Below are 14,877 nucleotides of genomic sequence, written 5' to 3' on the forward strand. Positions count from 1 at the left end.
GTTAATCCTCTCGGGCAAAAAGTGCCTCAATAAAATCGTCCGCTTTAAACGGACGTAAATCCTCGATACGTTCGCCCACACCAATATAACGGATAGGGATGCCAAACTGATCGGCAACCGAGAAGATGACCCCACCCTTCGCCGTACCGTCCAGCTTGGTCAGGGTGATACCGGTTAAGCCCACCGCTTCATGGAACAGTTTGGCCTGGCTTATCGCATTCTGCCCGGTACTGGCGTCGATAGTCAGCATAACTTCATGCGGCGCCTCTTCGTCGAGCTTCTTCATGACACGAACGATTTTTTTCAGTTCTTCCATCAGGTGCGATTTGTTCTGCAAACGCCCTGCGGTATCAGCGATCAGCACGTCTACGTTACGTGCCTTCGCGGCCTGAATGGCATCAAAGATAACGGAGGCGGAATCCGCGCCGGTATGCTGCGCAATCACCGGGATATTGTTACGCTGACCCCAGACCTGCAACTGCTCTACCGCTGCCGCACGGAAGGTATCGCCCGCCGCCAGCATCACCGTTTTACCCTGCTGCTCAAACTGACGCGCCAGCTTACCAATGGTAGTTGTTTTACCCACGCCGTTGACGCCAACCATTAAGATAACAAATGGCGTTTTACCCTCAACGTTCAGCGGCTCATCAACCTTCGCCAGAATCTCGCCCATTTCATCTTTCAGCAGACCATACAGCGCTTCTGCATCTTTGAGCTGCTTACGGCTGGCGCCTTCCGTCAGATTCGCAATAATCTTACGGGTCGTTTCTACGCCCACATCCGCTATCAGCAGTTGCTCTTCCAGCTCTTCAAACAGATCATCGTCGATCTTTTTACCGCGGAACAGACTGATAAATCCGGAACCGAGGTTTTCTTTTGTTTTCAGCAGACTGCGTTTCAGACGCGCAAAGAAACCTTCTTTAGTTGGTTTTTCCTGCTCCTGGACCGCCTCTTCTACCGGTTCTTCAACGGCAGGTTCTTCAACCGGCACCACCATGACGGCTTCTTCCGCCGCCTCAGCGGCCAGGGCCTGCGCTTCCAGCTCTTCATCGGTCAGTTGCGGTTCGTTTTCGGCTTCTTCTTCAACCGCCTCGACGATTTCTACAGTTTCTGCTTCAGCCTGCCACTCTTCGGCAGAAACATCTGCGGTTTTCACCTCTTCCGGCAGCGGCAATTCTTCGTGTTCGATAACCGCCGCCGCAGGGGTTTCCACTGCAGGTTCAACAGTGGATTCAGCAACCGCTTCAACTTCCGGCTGCAGTTGCTCAGCAACAGGCTCTTCTTCCGGCTGCAGTTTTTCGATTTCCGCAACCTGTTCAGTGACTTCAACAACTTCAGCAGCAAAGGCTTGTGTTTGTGCCTCGCTACGGGTTTCCTCGGCACGCGGCTGTTCGTCAACGACGGTAGTTTCTTCAGCAACCGGTTGTTGTTCTTCGTTTTTTAGTTCTGTCTCGTTTTCCGGTGCCTGCTCTTTTTGACCAAAGCCCAGCCAGGAAAAAAAGCCACGTTTTTTCTCTTTCGCCATTTGCGACTACACTCCCCCGCTGTTGCTTCATGGCACAGCGTCAACGCTATGTACATAGCAGCTAAAAAAATGATGAAATAGTCTATCACTTAACTTAACTCACATCACCGCCTGGAATGACACGTCAGCAGCGGATTGAACAATAATTGAAATGAAAAAACCGAATCACTCTGGTAGCGGCCAGATCCGCATTATTGGCGGGCAATGGCGTGGCCGTAAACTCCCGGTTCCGGACAGTCCCGGCCTGCGCCCGACCACCGACCGCGTACGCGAAACCTTATTTAACTGGTTGGCCCCGGTAATGGTCGATTCACATTGCCTGGACTGCTTCGCCGGCAGCGGCGCGTTGGGGCTGGAAGCCCTCTCTCGCTATGCGGCAAATGCGACGCTTCTGGAGATGGATCGCGCGGTATCGCAGCAGTTGCAAAAGAATCTTGCTACGCTGAAGGCAAATCATGCCCGCGTCGTCAACACCAATACGCTGGCGTTTCTGGCCCAACCCGGTACGCCGCATAACGTGGTGTTCGTTGACCCGCCGTTTCGCAAAGGATTACTGGAAGAAACATTAACCCTTCTGGAAACCCATGGCTGGCTGGCAGATGAAGCGTATATCTACGTTGAAAGCGAAGTCGAAAACGGCCTGCCGCCGGTTCCGGTAAACTGGTCACTATACCGTGAAAAAGTGGCAGGACAGGTCGCCTACCGCCTGTATCAACGTGAAGCACAAGGAGAGCACGATGCTGATTAACCTGGGACGCCTGCTGATGCTGTGCGTCTGGGCCTTTTTACTACTGAATATTTTTCAACCCTTTCCACGCCCGCTTAACATCTTCGTTAACGTCGCACTGATATTTATGGTGCTGATGCACGGCATGCAATTGGCGCTACTGAAAAGCACCATGCCAAAAGATGGCCCGCAGATGACCAGCGGGGAGAAAATCCGCATTTTCCTGTTCGGCGTCTTTGAGCTGCTGGTCTGGCAGAAGAAGATTAAGGACCAGTTGAAGAAGTAACTGTAGTTTTTCGCCCGGCGGCGCGTTGCGAGCCGGGTCTGCAAAACGTCATCACGGTGGTAATATACCGTCCAGTTGATCTTTCAGTTTTGGAATATCTTTACTGGCTCTTGTTTTCCGCAGGTGTTTCACCTGCTCACAAATCTCTTCGGTCCGGGTGTAATAGGTGCCAGACGTCGGGCCTGGACGCTCGCATAAAACATAGTTAGTTCCAAGCGGATAAAAAATGACAATAAAAGAGAGGATATTACCAATAACAAATCCTACCCCCGCGACGTGGAAAACAATGGTAAATGTCCTGTCGAAGAATTTTGGCGGCTTCATGCTTTTCGCAAAAGCCAGGTAGGCAATGCCCAAAGTAAAGCAGCCCGTCACCGGAATCATGAAAAACATGCAAAATGAACCCCAGAAAAAATAGACGATGCTTCTGGATTCAACGAGATCGGTGAGATCCGGTACGCTGGCAATATACTCCACCCAAGTCCCCCCCCCAAAAATGAATATACAGAGAAATAAATTGCATCTCTTCTTAATATTCATCAGATTAATATTATGCTTCATGTCAATAATTTCCGCCGTAAAGGGAGCTTCTGTACCCCAGCCGTTGGATGTTCCACTCTTCGATTCTTTGCCGTTCTTTAAGTCCCTCACGAATACACGCTATCAGTTTGTCTGATAGCTCATATTTTTTGTCCACTTCATTCAGAGACCGGGCAATAATAAAACCTAATACAACGACACCGACAATTTCTCCCCAAACCGGAACGGCGGCGCTAGAGAACAATAGAGGTACAGCTAACTCAAGAGCACTACCCACTGATTGCGAGACAAAAATACTTACAATCACCTTCGCCACATCCATCGTCACATTCCCCAGTAGTGCGGCGACGTCATGCTCGGATTTAAACACCAGCTCAATCAACCGCCAGCATGCGGAGAACCAGATGCAGAACCTGGCGCCTGACATAATGCCATCCCGAAACCCGGCGCTGCCAATACCCACTTCAAGTACCTTAGGATGATTAATCCGGTAACGGGTTCCGTTAAGAATGCGCCGCAGAGAAGGGTAGCCCGTAATCTTCACATACAGCTTTCCCTGATAAGCATATTGCGTGGCTTTAATCCCAAGGCCTTTTAAGGTGAAGACAATCTTTCCGGCCTGCTGATAAGAAAAAAGCTTCGACAGTTTTTTAGTCGCATCAGCCGTATCTTTGATATTACCGGCATAATTCGTCGAAAAACTGACGGATTTACTACTTAGCAAATCTTCAATCACGCCCTGCGCCTCTTCAGGCGTGAGCAGTATAATGTGTTGTGTATTGCTATTCAGATTATTTTTCAGCTTTCTGATTTCGTTCTCAACGCGCTGATTACGTTGCCAGTTATTTCCTCTAAGAATATCTTCACGATGATTTCCTATCCAGTCATAATACCTTTCCATCCTTATCCCTTAATAAATTCGCTCATCCCAAAGGCTGTATGCGCTGGTTCCCGCCATAATGTGCTCCCAGGTAATTGACTCATACGAAAGCTCAATGATTTCCTCTGGCTGCCCCGCACTGTCATCAATGGTATGAGGCACCTGTAAATGGATGCTGGATATTCTGGCATTAATAAGTTTTATCGCGTAATAACACTCATTTAAACCCGCCGGACTCGTGCGATAGAAGCTAAATTCACAGTTTAATGTTTCATTGTCAGTTATGGCTTTCCCTAATAATGGCGAGGATTTATCTACTGGCTTTATAAACGTCAAACATTGATGATTCACATTTTGTACTCGGCTCATGCCATGATTAACTGCCATTACCATTATCTGATCGCGATGGGCAGTTTGTGATTTATTTTCAATCGAATTTACCGATGCGCATCCAGCAGAAATCAATCCCTGCGCCTGCCCATTCAAGGTCAACCACATTGTATTCGCCATATAAATCCCTTAGCCATTTTAAATTACATGTTTATATGTATGCGATAACATTGAAATAATAGGGTAGTGAAAATCTGATAGCAGAATAGTGATACCATCGATATTTTAGACACACAAAAAAATATAATACCAACGATATTTGTACAGAAGAATAAATAATAACTATATTTTAACGATGTTATATATTTCAGTTGAATTCATTATCGGCACTGGCAAGATAAACACAGTGCCGCTCGGCGTTATTGCCCAGGCTTAAAATCCTCAAAACGCGAACCTTTATAACTCAGCGTGCCTTTGTCTCCGACAGTTAGCGCATGGTACTGCTGGGCATCCAGGCGAAACGTCAACTCCAGACCACCGCTTTGCGGCTTAAAGCTGGCTTCATAGCGCATGCTGGTTCCTGCCGGGCTCACTTCCTGTTGACGTGATCGCCGATCGTTAAGTGGTTTTTCCCGCTTATTACTCACTACCACCTGCTTTTGCACCAGCGGTGCTGCATCGTTATCCGCTTTTTCACGCCGCTGCTGGACAAAGCGAAACGACGCAGCTACAACAATTAAGACAATGATAACAATGAAAAAAAGTGGCGGCTTGCTCATAGTATTAACCCATCAGAAAATGCGGAAATAAGCATACATTGCCTGTTATGGTGTTGTCATCTGGCAGTGTCGACCTCTACACTGAACAATAGAGCCGTAAGCACCCCGCTTACGAAAAAATAACGAATTCAAGGAACTAAGATGCTTTGGTCGTTTATCGCTGTCTGCCTTTCCGCATGGTTGTTCGTGGATGCTTCCTATCGTGGGCCCGCCTGGCAACGCTGGGTCTTTAAACCCCTAACTTTACTCCTGCTGGCGCTGCTGGCCTGGCAGGCGCCAATGTTTAACGCCATCAGCTATCTGGTGCTGGCAGGGCTGCTTGCCTCACTGCTGGGCGATGCGCTGACGCTGTTGCCGCGCCAACGTCTGCTCTACGCCGTGGGGGCATTTTTCCTCTCACACCTGCTGTATACCATCTATTTCGCCAGCCAAATGACGCTGTCGTTCTTCTGGCCTTTGCCATTGGTATTGGTGGTGTTGGGAGCACTGCTGATCGCTATCATCTGGACGAGACTGGAAGAGCTGCGTTTAGCCATCTGTACTTTTATCGGCATCACGCTGATGATGGTCTGGATGGCGGGCGAACTGTGGTTCTTCCGCCCCACTGGCCCCGCGCTGTCGGCATTCCTCGGCGCCTCATTATTGTTCATCGGCAATTTTGTCTGGCTGGGTAGCCATTATCGCCGCCGCTTCCGCGCCGATAACGCCATTGCCGCCGCCTGCTACTTCGCCGGACATTTCCTGATTGTTCGTTCGTTGTATCTGTAATATCGCTTGACTCTGGAGTCGACTCCAGAGTGTATCCTTCGGTTAATACGAAATGATTATTAACCGGAGGATGCCATGTCGACGCCCGATGCCCCTGGCAAAAAAGCCCCACAATTCTCTTCTTTCAAGCCAGCACCTGCCCCACAAAAAGCGGACGACTGCTGCTGTGAAGGAAGTTGCTCAACCCCATCACCCGTATCCGAAAGGGTAATTGGCACCCGTTATTCCTGGAAAGTGGCAGGAATGGACTGTGCCGCCTGCGCCCGGAAAGTGGAAAATGCGGTCCGCCAGGTGAGCGGCGTCAACCAGGTCCAGGTGCTGTTCGCCACCGAAAAACTGGTCGTCGATGCGGGTTCCGATATCCGTCAGCAAGTTGAAAGCGCGGTACAAAAAGCAGGTTATACCCTGCGCGATGAACAAGCACCGGAAGCCGCCCCCGAATCACGCTTTAGAGAGAACCTGCCGTTGATTTCGCTGATAATCATGATGGCGATTAGCTGGGGGCTTGAGCAGTTCAATCATCCTTTCGGTCAGATAGCGTTTATCGCCACCACGCTGGTGGGCCTGTATCCCATTGCCCGTCAGGCGCTACGTCTGATGAAAACCGGCAGCTACTTCGCCATTGAAACGTTGATGAGCGTGGCCGCGATTGGCGCGCTGTTTATCGGCGCGACGGCGGAAGCCGCCATGGTGCTACTGCTGTTTTTAATTGGTGAGCGTCTGGAAGGGTGGGCCGCCAGCCGCGCCCGTAAAGGGGTCAGCGCACTGATGGCACTCAAGCCGGAAACCGCCACGCGCCTGCGTAACGGCGAGCGCGAAGAGGTCGCTATCAATACCCTCCAGCCTGGCGATATTATCGAAGTTGCCGCCGGTGGGCGTTTACCTGCCGACGGTAAGTTGGTCTCCGGCTTTGCCAGCTTTGATGAAAGCGCCCTGACCGGCGAATCGATCCCGGTTGAACGCGCCACCGGCGAGAAAGTCCCGGCGGGCGCCACCAGCGTAGATCGTCTGGTTACGCTGGAAGTGCTTTCCGAGCCGGGCGCCAGCGCTATCGATCGCATTCTGAAGCTGATTGAAGAAGCGGAAGAACGCCGCGCCCCCATTGAGCGCTTTATTGACCGTTTCAGCCGAATTTATACCCCCGCTATTATGGCGGTTGCGCTGCTGGTTACCCTCGTCCCGCCGCTGCTGTTTGCCGCCTCGTGGCAGGAGTGGATTTATAAAGGACTGACGCTGTTGCTGATTGGCTGCCCGTGTGCGCTGGTTATCTCAACCCCCGCAGCGATTACCTCTGGTCTTGCCGCCGCGGCGCGTCGTGGAGCACTCATTAAAGGCGGTGCGGCACTGGAACAGTTGGGTAGAGTCACGCAGGTGGCGTTTGATAAAACCGGCACCCTGACCATCGGTAAACCGCGCGTGACGGCGATTCATTCGGCAAGCGGTATTGATGAGGCTGAACTGCTGGCGCTGGCAGCGGCGGTAGAGCAAGGTGCAACACACCCACTGGCGCAGGCGATTGTTCGGGAAGCGCAAACGCGTGAGCTGACAATTCCTGTAGCGAAAGAACAACGGGCGCTGGTTGGCTCCGGAATTGAAGCGCTGGTCAACGGCGAGCGCGTACTGATTTGCGCTGCGGGCAAACAGCCTGCCGATGCCTTTGCCGGACAGATTAGCGAGCTGGAAAGCGCGGGCCAGACGGTGGTGCTGGTGCTGCGTAACGATACCGTTCTCGGCGTACTGGCTCTACAGGACACGCTGCGCGATGACGCCCGCACGGCCATCAGCGAGCTCACTCAGATCGGCGTGAAAGGGGTAATCCTGACCGGCGATAACCCACGCGCGGCAGCAGCCATTGCCGGGGAGCTGGGTCTGGAATTCAAAGCAGGATTAATGCCGGAAGATAAGGTGCGGGCCGTTACCCATCTCAACCAACAGTCGCCGCTGGCGATGGTCGGCGACGGTATCAACGACGCTCCGGCAATGAAAGCGGCGACCATCGGCATTGCCATGGGTAGCGGGACCGACGTCGCGCTGGAAACCGCCGATGCCGCCCTGACCCACAACCGTCTGCGTGGCCTGGTGCAAATGATTCAACTGGCGCGCGCCACCCACGCTAATATTCGCCAGAACATTGCGATTGCGCTGGGTTTGAAGGGGATTTTCCTCGTCACCACGCTGCTCGGGATAACCGGACTGTGGCTGGCGGTGCTGGCTGATACGGGGGCGACGGTGCTGGTGACCGCGAACGCGCTGCGGTTGTTGCGTAAAGGGTAACCTGTAGGCCGGATAAGCGTTAGCGCCATCCGGCATAACAAGATTACTGCCCTTTGCGCACTAAATAGCGGTACGGCAGAGAGTCGGTCTCTTTGGCCACCAGTTCATGCTCCATAAAGGTACAGAAGCCGGGAATATCGCGGGTTGTCGCCGGATCGTCGGCGACAATCAGCAACGTTTCACCCGCCTGCATACCGCGCACAGTTTTACGCACCATCATTACAGGTTCCGGGCAGCGTAGTCCCTGGGCATCAAGCGTATGGTCGGGAGAGGTAAACAGATCGCTCATCGTAGTCTCATTCATGCAAAAACGGCGTTATTTTACGCTCTGTTGTGGCGTAAGCCAATCAGGTTAACGATTGCGTGAAAAACAACCATTGCAATGTGCTCTTAAAGCAGTATCATGCGACGGTTTTTTATTGGGTTCCCTCACCCCATCCAACAAAAAGGTCACAATATGACTCCGTTTACACAATCTCAGCGCGTAAAAGCGTTGTTTTGGCTATCGCTATTTCATCTGCTGGTGATCACCTCCAGCAACTATCTGGTGCAGCTCCCGATCTCCATTTTTGGTTTCCATACCACATGGGGCGCTTTTAGCTTTCCGTTTATTTTCCTCGCGACCGACCTGACCGTGCGTATTTTTGGCGCGCCGTTGGCACGACGTATCATCTTTGCGGTGATGATCCCCGCGCTGCTGATCTCCTATGTTGTGTCATCACTGTTCTATATGGGGTCGTGGCAGGGGTTCAGCGCGCTGCTGCACTTTAACCTGTTTGTCGCCCGTATCGCTGCAGCCAGCTTTATGGCTTACGCGCTGGGACAAATTCTGGATGTGCATGTCTTTAACCGCCTGCGTCAGAACCGCCGCTGGTGGCTGGCGCCGACGGCTTCCACGCTGTTTGGCAACATCAGCGATACGTTGGCCTTTTTCTTTATCGCTTTCTGGCGTAGCCCGGATGCCTTTATGGCCGAGCACTGGATGGAAATCGCGCTGGTCGACTACTGCTTCAAGGTACTGATCAGCATTATTTTCTTCCTGCCGATGTACGGCGTACTGCTGAATATGTTACTGAAAAGGCTGGCAGATAAATCTGAATTATCTGCATTGCAGACGAGTTAAAGGTTCATTTTCCGAGTTGTGATAAGATGGTCGAATGAGCCGTTATGGCCGTTTATCGAAAGGAAGAAGTCAATGCGCAATCTGGTTAAATATGTCGGTATTGGCCTGCTGGTTATGGGGCTTGCGGCCTGTGATAATAGCGATACGAAAGCGCCGGCAGAGGGTGCCGCCGCAGAAAGTAACGCCACCGGACAACCGGTCAGCCTGCTGGACGGCAAACTCAGTTTTTCCCTGCCAGCGGATATGACCGATCAGAGCGGCAAGCTGGGTACCCAGGCGAACAATATGCACGTGTATTCTGACGCAACCGGCCAGAAAGCGGTGATTGTGATCGTCGGCGACAATACGAACGAAGATCTGGCGGTGCTGGCAAAACGCCTGGAAGATCAGCAGCGTAGCCGCGACCCGCAGTTGCAGGTCGTCACCAATAAATCTATTGAGCTGAAAGGCCACACGCTGCAACAGTTAGACAGCATCATCTCGGCCAAAGGCCAGACCGCTTACTCTTCCGTGGTGCTGGGTAAAGTGGACAACCAACTGCTGACGCTGCAAATCACGCTGCCTGCTGACGATCAGCAAAAAGCGCAAACGACCGCAGAAAACATCATTAACACGCTGGTTATCCAGTAACGGTTAAGACGATGACTCGGCCTCCGGTGACACCACCTGAGGCCGTTTTTTTAACCGCCAGGTCAGCAATAACGCCACCGCCACCAGCCCGGCTGCCGCCAGATAGATAACCGGTACGCCCGCCCACGTCATTACCAGCCCGGCCAGCGGCCCGGTAACGCCCAGCGATAAATCCATAAACACCGTATAGGTCGCCAGCGCGGCGCCCTGATTTTGCTGCGGGACGGCTTTTACCGCCACCACGCCCAGCGCCGGGAAGACCAACGAGAACCCGGCACCTGCCAGCAGAACGCCAATTTTCGCCATCCACGGCATGGAGGCCATGCCCACCAGCAGTAACCCAACAATCTCGACGCTAAAACAGATCATCGCGACATTGAGCCCACCTAACCGATTGATACCATTCGGGAATAACAAGCGAGTACCCACAAACGTACAGCTAAAAAGCGTCAGCGCAAAAGCTGCGCCGTCCCAACCTTTTGCATCATAAAACAGCGTGATAAAGGTGGCGATCACGCCAAATCCGGCGGAGGCCAATGCCAGCGCCATGCCGTACAACCAGACGCGTCCAAGTACCGCGCGAAACGGCAACGGTTTGCCTTTGCTGGCCTTCACCGCCGGGCGGGGGAGCGCCAGCAGTATTGCCAACAGCGCCACGCCCATCACGGTCAGCGCCAGCCCCTGTAAGCCACCCCAGGCATAACACAGAACGCCCAGCGGAGCGCCTATCGCCATCGCGCCATAGGTCACGATGCCGTTCCACGAAATCACCCGTCCGATATGCATCGAGCCAACAACTCCCACGCCCCATAGCGTAGAGCCGGTCCCGGCAAAGCTTTGCCCGATGCCCAGAATCACGCGCCCCAAGCATAGCAGCAACAGGCTGGCCAACGGCCAACCATTCGTTGATCCCGCCAGCAGGTAGCCCAAACCACTTAAAAAGCAGCCGCACAGTCCGAATACCACGATTTTTTTCGGCCCCAGCAGATCGGCATAGCGACCAGCATGAGGGCGGCTCAGCAGCGTGGCGAAATATTGCAGGCTGATAACCAGCCCCGCCCAGAAGGCGCTAAATCCCATCACATCATGGACATAGCCTGGCAATACCGCGAGCGGCAGGCCGATGGTCAGATAGCTGGCGAAGTTAAACATCACCACCGAAACAATGCGCAGATTAAGGCGCAAACCGCTTAGCGTCGGTTCAGCGACGGGTTCGGGCATGGAAGGTCACCACATTTTCACAACAGTGTTTCATTTCTACCATGTTGCAGACTATAAATCAGCAGCGAGTTTAGGAATAACAGACGCAAGCCAACCGCTACACTTAATGCAAAAACGCAAACAGGAAGAAAACATGACAACCGCTCAGCCCGATAAAACGGGTATGCATATTTTGCTCAAACTGGCCGCTTTGGTGGTGATCCTCGCGGGCATCCATGCCGCGGCGGATATCATTGTGCAACTGCTATTGGCGCTCTTTTTTGCCATCGTATTGAACCCGCTGGTCACCTGGTTTATTCGCCGAGGAGTGCGTCGCCCGGTAGCCATTACGTTAGTGGTCGTGGTAATGCTGATTGTTCTTACGGCGCTGGTTGGCGTGCTTGCATCGTCGATCACTGAGTTCATGGCCATGTTGCCAAAATACAATAAGGAGTTGACGCGCAAGGTTCTGTATCTGCAAGAAATGGTCCCCTTTCTGAACCTGCATATGTCCCCGGAGCGCATGCTGCAACGGATGGACTCCGACAAACTGATGACCTTCACGACCACGCTAATGACGAGTCTTTCCGGTGCCATGGCCAGCGTCGTCCTGTTAGTAATGACGGTCGTCTTTATGCTGTTTGAAGTGCGCCATGTTCCTTATAAGCTGCGCTTCGCGTTAAACAATCCGCAGATTCATATTGCGGGGCTGCATCGGGCGCTGAAGGGCGTTTCACACTATCTGGCGCTGAAAACGTTGCTCAGCTTATGGACCGGCGCCATTATCTGGCTGGGGCTGGCGCTGATGGGGATTCAGTTTGCTCTGATGTGGGGCGTGCTGGCATTCCTGCTAAACTACGTGCCCAACATTGGCTCGGTCATTTCCGCCGTCCCGCCCATGGTTCAGGCGCTGCTGTTCAACGGCATTTACGAATGCGTGCTGGTTGGCGCGCTGTTTCTGGTCGTGCATATGGTGATTGGTAATATTCTCGAACCCCGTATGATGGGGCACCGCCTGGGATTATCGACGCTGATCGTCTTTCTCTCCCTGTTGGTATGGGGATGGCTGCTCGGCCCGGTCGGCATGTTACTCTCCGTGCCGTTAACCAGCGTGTGTAAAATCTGGATGGAAACCACCAAAGGCGGCAGCAAACTGGCAATTTTGCTGGGACCAGGCAGACCCAAAAGTCGATTACCGGGATAAACTTGCAAATGGCACGTGAAGAATGATACACAACCCCATTATTACTAAAGGTTAGTCCTGATATGTATCAGATCGTTCTTGGGAAAGTTTCTGTTTTAAGCGCTGGCGAACTGCCTGCCGCGATGAAAGAGCAAGCGCCGCAAGGTGCTCGCCGGGCACGCTGGCTGGCTGGCCGCGTGCTGCTTTCCCATGCCCTTTCGCCATTGCCGGACATTGTCTACGGCGAGCAAGGAAAACCCGCTTTTCCCGCTGATACGCCGCTGTGGTTCAATCTCAGCCATAGCGGCGATGACATCGTCCTGCTGCTCAGCGACGAAGGGGAAGTCGGCTGCGATATTGAAGTCGTGCGCCCGCGCGATAACTGGCAGACGCTGGCAAACACGGTGTTCAGTCTCGGAGAACATGCCGAAGTAGAGGCCGAACGCCCGGAGCAACAGCTGGCGGCGTTCTGGCGTATCTGGACGCGTAAAGAAGCTATTGTGAAACAGCGTGGCGGCAGCGCCTGGCAAATCGTCAGCGTCGATAGCACCGCGCTGACCTCCTCACTCTCCGTCAGCCAGTGCCAGATCGATACCCTGAGCCTGGCGGTGTGCACCCCCACGCCATTTACCCTGACCGCCGACGCCGTGCAGCGTCTGGAAGCCTTAGCGTAAATTTTCCGGGAAGTTTTTCGGCAACTCACTCGCCGCGCAGGCAATCACGTCGTCATTGTTTGCCCCGCAGTCACGCACGAAGGTGATGGTCGCGAACTCATCAATCACCTCGGTTGGATACGCCGGACCCGCATCGCGATACGACATCATCAACGGAATATGATCATTCTGGAAGCACACCGTTTTTTCCGGATTGTTAATCACCCAGCGCGGGAAAAAGATGGTGCCGTGAAAGAGTTTGTCGCCCAGGTTTACGATCAGGCTGACGTCGGTCCCGGTCGGTTCGGTCCAGGAAATTTTATAAACACTCGCCCCTACCCGCACAATATACGCCCGCTGATCTTTCACCCAACGATTACCCACAATACCGCTGTGAATGCGGTAATCCAGCGTGGTCTCATTTTTTACGTAGATCTCGTAATTCCAGCCATTATCGTAGGTATAGACCAGATGTTTGCCGACAAATTCGCTCAAATCATGTTTATCAAAAGCGCTCATATTCGTTCTCCTCTTACTTGATGCGATGATCTTAACGCTTCAAAAATTGGATGAATAACGCTATGTTTACATCATATTCATTCAATTTTTAGATGAGTTATGTACAAAGCAACCCTCGAGCAATGGGCCCTGCTGGAGAAAGTAGTGGAACTGGGCAGCTTTGCGAAAGCCGCGGAAGAGACCAACCGTAGCCAGTCATCGGTAAGCTACAATCTGGCGCTACTGCAGGAGCGACTCGGCGTGCCGCTGCTGACGCCGGAAGGCCGCAGGGCGGTTTTAACCCCGGCGGGCGAGTTGTTGCTAGCTCAGGTCAAACCGTTACTGAAGGCCTTTTTATGGGTGGAGACCCGGGCAGCAACGTTGCAAAACGGCACGCGAACACGGCTGGATTTGCTGGTGGATAGTATCTTCCCACGCAAACGCCTGTTCGCGATCCTCAAGCAGTTTCAGCTGGCGTGGCCGCAAACGCAGGTGCGGCTGACCGAGGTACTGGAAAATGCAGACGACAGGCTGGCAGCGCATGCCGATGCGGACGTAATGGTCCTGACCCGGCGTCAGGATGTTACCGGGCGTGGTGAATGGCTGATGAACATTGACTTCGTGGCCGTTGCCCATCGCGATCACCCGCTCTGCACTCTTGATGCACCGCTGGATGAAGACGCATTACGCGCGTGGCCACTGATTCGCATTGCCGATCGCGACAACCCGCAGCAACCGGTGCGCGATGCCTGGACATTCTCTACCATTGATGCCGCGATTGATGCTGTCATGTATCAGGTCGGTTACGGCTGGCTGCCTGAGGAGCGTATTCAGACGCAACTGGCCCAGGGGCTTTTACGTCCGCTGCCGTTAAGCCATGGCGCTCGCCGCGCCACGCCGCTGCATCTGATCGTTAAAGATACGCTCGCCCCGCTGGATGAACAGGTCAGTACCCTGCTGCGTTTATTGCGGGAGCATTAACCTTTTCCCCGGATGCCTGACGTATGTTACAAAATACGCTATTCCCTTTATTCCCTGTGCGCCAACGCGCCACATGAAAGGTTAATTGCAGATGCAACGAGTCACCATTACCCTCGATGACGATTTACTGGAAACGCTCGACGGCCTGAGCCAGCGCCGTGGCTACAACAACCGTTCCGAAGCGATCCGCGATATTCTGCGCGGCGCACTGGCGCAAGAAACCACCCAGGAGCACGGCACCCAAGGCTTCGCGGTACTCTCATATGTTTATGAGCATGAGAAACGCGACCTGGCGAGCCGTATTGTTTCCACCCAGCACCACCACCATGATTTATCGGTCGCCACATTACATGTGCATATCAACCATGACGACTGCCTGGAAATCGCTGTGCTGAAAGGTGACATGGGCGATGTGCAGCATTTTGCCGATGACGTCATTTCCCAGCGCGGCGTACGCCACGGTCATTTGCAGTGCCTGCCGAAAGAAGAGTGATTGCCTG

Annotated in this window: 18 protein-coding genes; 10 read left to right on the forward strand and 8 right to left on the reverse strand. The window is 53.1% G+C overall.

Annotation, left to right across the window (positions count from 1 at the left end; genetic code table 11):
* Position 1 precedes the first annotated feature (1 nt).
* A complete protein-coding gene (gene ftsY, locus FDX14_RS04480; RefSeq protein ID WP_137349076.1) occupies positions 2 to 1,525 on the reverse strand; it encodes a signal recognition particle-docking protein FtsY in 1,524 nt (507 codons plus the stop codon).
* A gap of 151 nt (positions 1,526 to 1,676) precedes the next feature.
* Here ftsY and rsmD point away from each other — a divergent pair, with 151 nt between their 5' ends.
* Both rsmD and FDX14_RS04490 read left to right on the forward strand, forming a co-directional pair.
* Positions 1,677 to 2,273, forward strand: coding sequence for a 16S rRNA (guanine(966)-N(2))-methyltransferase (gene rsmD, locus FDX14_RS04485; RefSeq protein ID WP_042311838.1), 597 nt, complete (start codon positions 1,677 to 1,679; stop codon positions 2,271 to 2,273).
* Positions 2,263 to 2,538: a DUF1145 family protein gene (locus FDX14_RS04490; RefSeq protein WP_042311836.1), complete on the forward strand. Its 276-nt coding sequence runs from the start codon at positions 2,263 to 2,265 to the stop codon at positions 2,536 to 2,538. The genes rsmD and FDX14_RS04490 overlap by 11 nt, the downstream gene beginning before the upstream one ends.
* Positions 2,539 to 2,589: 51 nt before the next feature.
* Here the strand turns inward: FDX14_RS04490 and FDX14_RS04495 are convergent, their stop codons facing one another.
* The 4 genes from FDX14_RS04495 to FDX14_RS04510 all read right to left on the reverse strand — a co-directional run bounded on the left by FDX14_RS04495 (position 2,590) and on the right by FDX14_RS04510 (position 5,067).
* Positions 2,590 to 3,099, reverse strand: a complete 510-nt coding sequence (locus FDX14_RS04495; RefSeq protein WP_042311834.1) for a DUF1240 domain-containing protein — start codon at positions 3,097 to 3,099, stop codon at positions 2,590 to 2,592.
* 1 nt (position 3,100) lies between these two features.
* Positions 3,101 to 3,979 (reverse strand): hypothetical protein, encoded by an 879-nt coding sequence (locus FDX14_RS04500; protein ID WP_042311832.1) that lies wholly within the window; start codon positions 3,977 to 3,979, stop codon positions 3,101 to 3,103.
* A gap of 9 nt (positions 3,980 to 3,988) precedes the next feature.
* Positions 3,989 to 4,468, reverse strand: coding sequence for an Hcp family type VI secretion system effector (locus FDX14_RS04505; RefSeq protein ID WP_137349077.1), 480 nt, complete (start codon positions 4,466 to 4,468; stop codon positions 3,989 to 3,991).
* Between the two features lie 239 nt (positions 4,469 to 4,707).
* Positions 4,708 to 5,067: a DUF2500 domain-containing protein gene (locus tag FDX14_RS04510; protein ID WP_042311827.1), complete on the reverse strand. Its 360-nt coding sequence runs from the start codon at positions 5,065 to 5,067 to the stop codon at positions 4,708 to 4,710.
* 141 nt (positions 5,068 to 5,208) lie between these two features.
* On the opposite strand from FDX14_RS04510, the gene FDX14_RS04515 reads away from it, so the two are divergent.
* Together FDX14_RS04515 and zntA are read left to right on the forward strand one after the other, a co-directional pair.
* Entirely contained in the window at positions 5,209 to 5,835 is a 627-nt protein-coding gene (locus FDX14_RS04515) for a lysoplasmalogenase (RefSeq protein ID WP_038635015.1), read from the forward strand.
* Positions 5,836 to 5,910: 75 nt separating this feature from the next.
* Entirely contained in the window at positions 5,911 to 8,109 is a 2,199-nt protein-coding gene (gene zntA, locus FDX14_RS04520; RefSeq protein ID WP_137349078.1) for a Zn(II)/Cd(II)/Pb(II) translocating P-type ATPase ZntA, read from the forward strand.
* 43 nt (positions 8,110 to 8,152) lie between these two features.
* On the opposite strand, the gene tusA is transcribed toward zntA, so the two are convergent.
* Positions 8,153 to 8,398 carry a sulfurtransferase TusA gene (tusA, locus tag FDX14_RS04525; protein WP_003827551.1) on the reverse strand — a complete coding sequence of 82 codons (246 nt, stop codon included), beginning with the start codon at positions 8,396 to 8,398 and terminating at the stop codon, positions 8,153 to 8,155.
* 168 nt (positions 8,399 to 8,566) lie between these two features.
* Here tusA and FDX14_RS04530 point away from each other — a divergent pair, with 168 nt between their 5' ends.
* The gene (locus FDX14_RS04530) at positions 8,567 to 9,232 is read left to right on the forward strand and encodes a 7-cyano-7-deazaguanine/7-aminomethyl-7-deazaguanine transporter (protein ID WP_061380975.1); all 666 of its coding nucleotides are present in this window, start codon (positions 8,567 to 8,569) and stop codon (positions 9,230 to 9,232) included.
* A 72-nt stretch (positions 9,233 to 9,304) separates the two neighbouring features.
* Complete coding sequence (locus FDX14_RS04535; RefSeq protein ID WP_003827547.1) at positions 9,305 to 9,862, forward strand: DcrB family lipoprotein; 558 nt, start codon at positions 9,305 to 9,307, stop codon at positions 9,860 to 9,862.
* Positions 9,863 to 9,865: 3 nt separating this feature from the next.
* Here the strand turns inward: FDX14_RS04535 and FDX14_RS04540 are convergent, their stop codons facing one another.
* On the reverse strand, positions 9,866 to 11,083 hold the full coding sequence (locus tag FDX14_RS04540) for an MFS transporter (RefSeq protein ID WP_079225863.1): 1,218 nt from the start codon (positions 11,081 to 11,083) through the stop codon (positions 9,866 to 9,868).
* 133 nt (positions 11,084 to 11,216) lie between these two features.
* Between FDX14_RS04540 and FDX14_RS04545 the strand changes: the two genes are divergently transcribed.
* Together FDX14_RS04545 and acpT are read left to right on the forward strand one after the other, a co-directional pair.
* Positions 11,217 to 12,266, forward strand: coding sequence for an AI-2E family transporter (locus tag FDX14_RS04545; RefSeq protein ID WP_137349079.1), 1,050 nt, complete (start codon positions 11,217 to 11,219; stop codon positions 12,264 to 12,266).
* A gap of 62 nt (positions 12,267 to 12,328) precedes the next feature.
* A complete protein-coding gene (gene acpT, locus FDX14_RS04550; protein ID WP_042311813.1) occupies positions 12,329 to 12,919 on the forward strand; it encodes a 4'-phosphopantetheinyl transferase AcpT in 591 nt (196 codons plus the stop codon).
* On the opposite strand, the gene FDX14_RS04555 is transcribed toward acpT, so the two are convergent.
* The gene (locus FDX14_RS04555; RefSeq protein WP_042311811.1) at positions 12,911 to 13,417 is read right to left on the reverse strand and encodes a phenolic acid decarboxylase; all 507 of its coding nucleotides are present in this window, start codon (positions 13,415 to 13,417) and stop codon (positions 12,911 to 12,913) included. The two genes, acpT and FDX14_RS04555, sit on opposite strands and share 9 nt — an antisense overlap.
* A gap of 99 nt (positions 13,418 to 13,516) precedes the next feature.
* On the opposite strand from FDX14_RS04555, the gene FDX14_RS04560 reads away from it, so the two are divergent.
* Positions 13,517 to 14,377: a LysR family transcriptional regulator gene (locus FDX14_RS04560; protein ID WP_137349080.1), complete on the forward strand. Its 861-nt coding sequence runs from the start codon at positions 13,517 to 13,519 to the stop codon at positions 14,375 to 14,377.
* A gap of 91 nt (positions 14,378 to 14,468) precedes the next feature.
* A complete protein-coding gene (nikR, locus tag FDX14_RS04565; protein WP_006687486.1) occupies positions 14,469 to 14,870 on the forward strand; it encodes a nickel-responsive transcriptional regulator NikR in 402 nt (133 codons plus the stop codon).
* Positions 14,871 to 14,877 lie beyond the last annotated feature (7 nt).

Source organism: Citrobacter sp. wls710 (assembly GCF_005281115.1).
Taxonomy (GTDB): domain Bacteria; phylum Pseudomonadota; class Gammaproteobacteria; order Enterobacterales; family Enterobacteriaceae; genus Citrobacter; species Citrobacter werkmanii.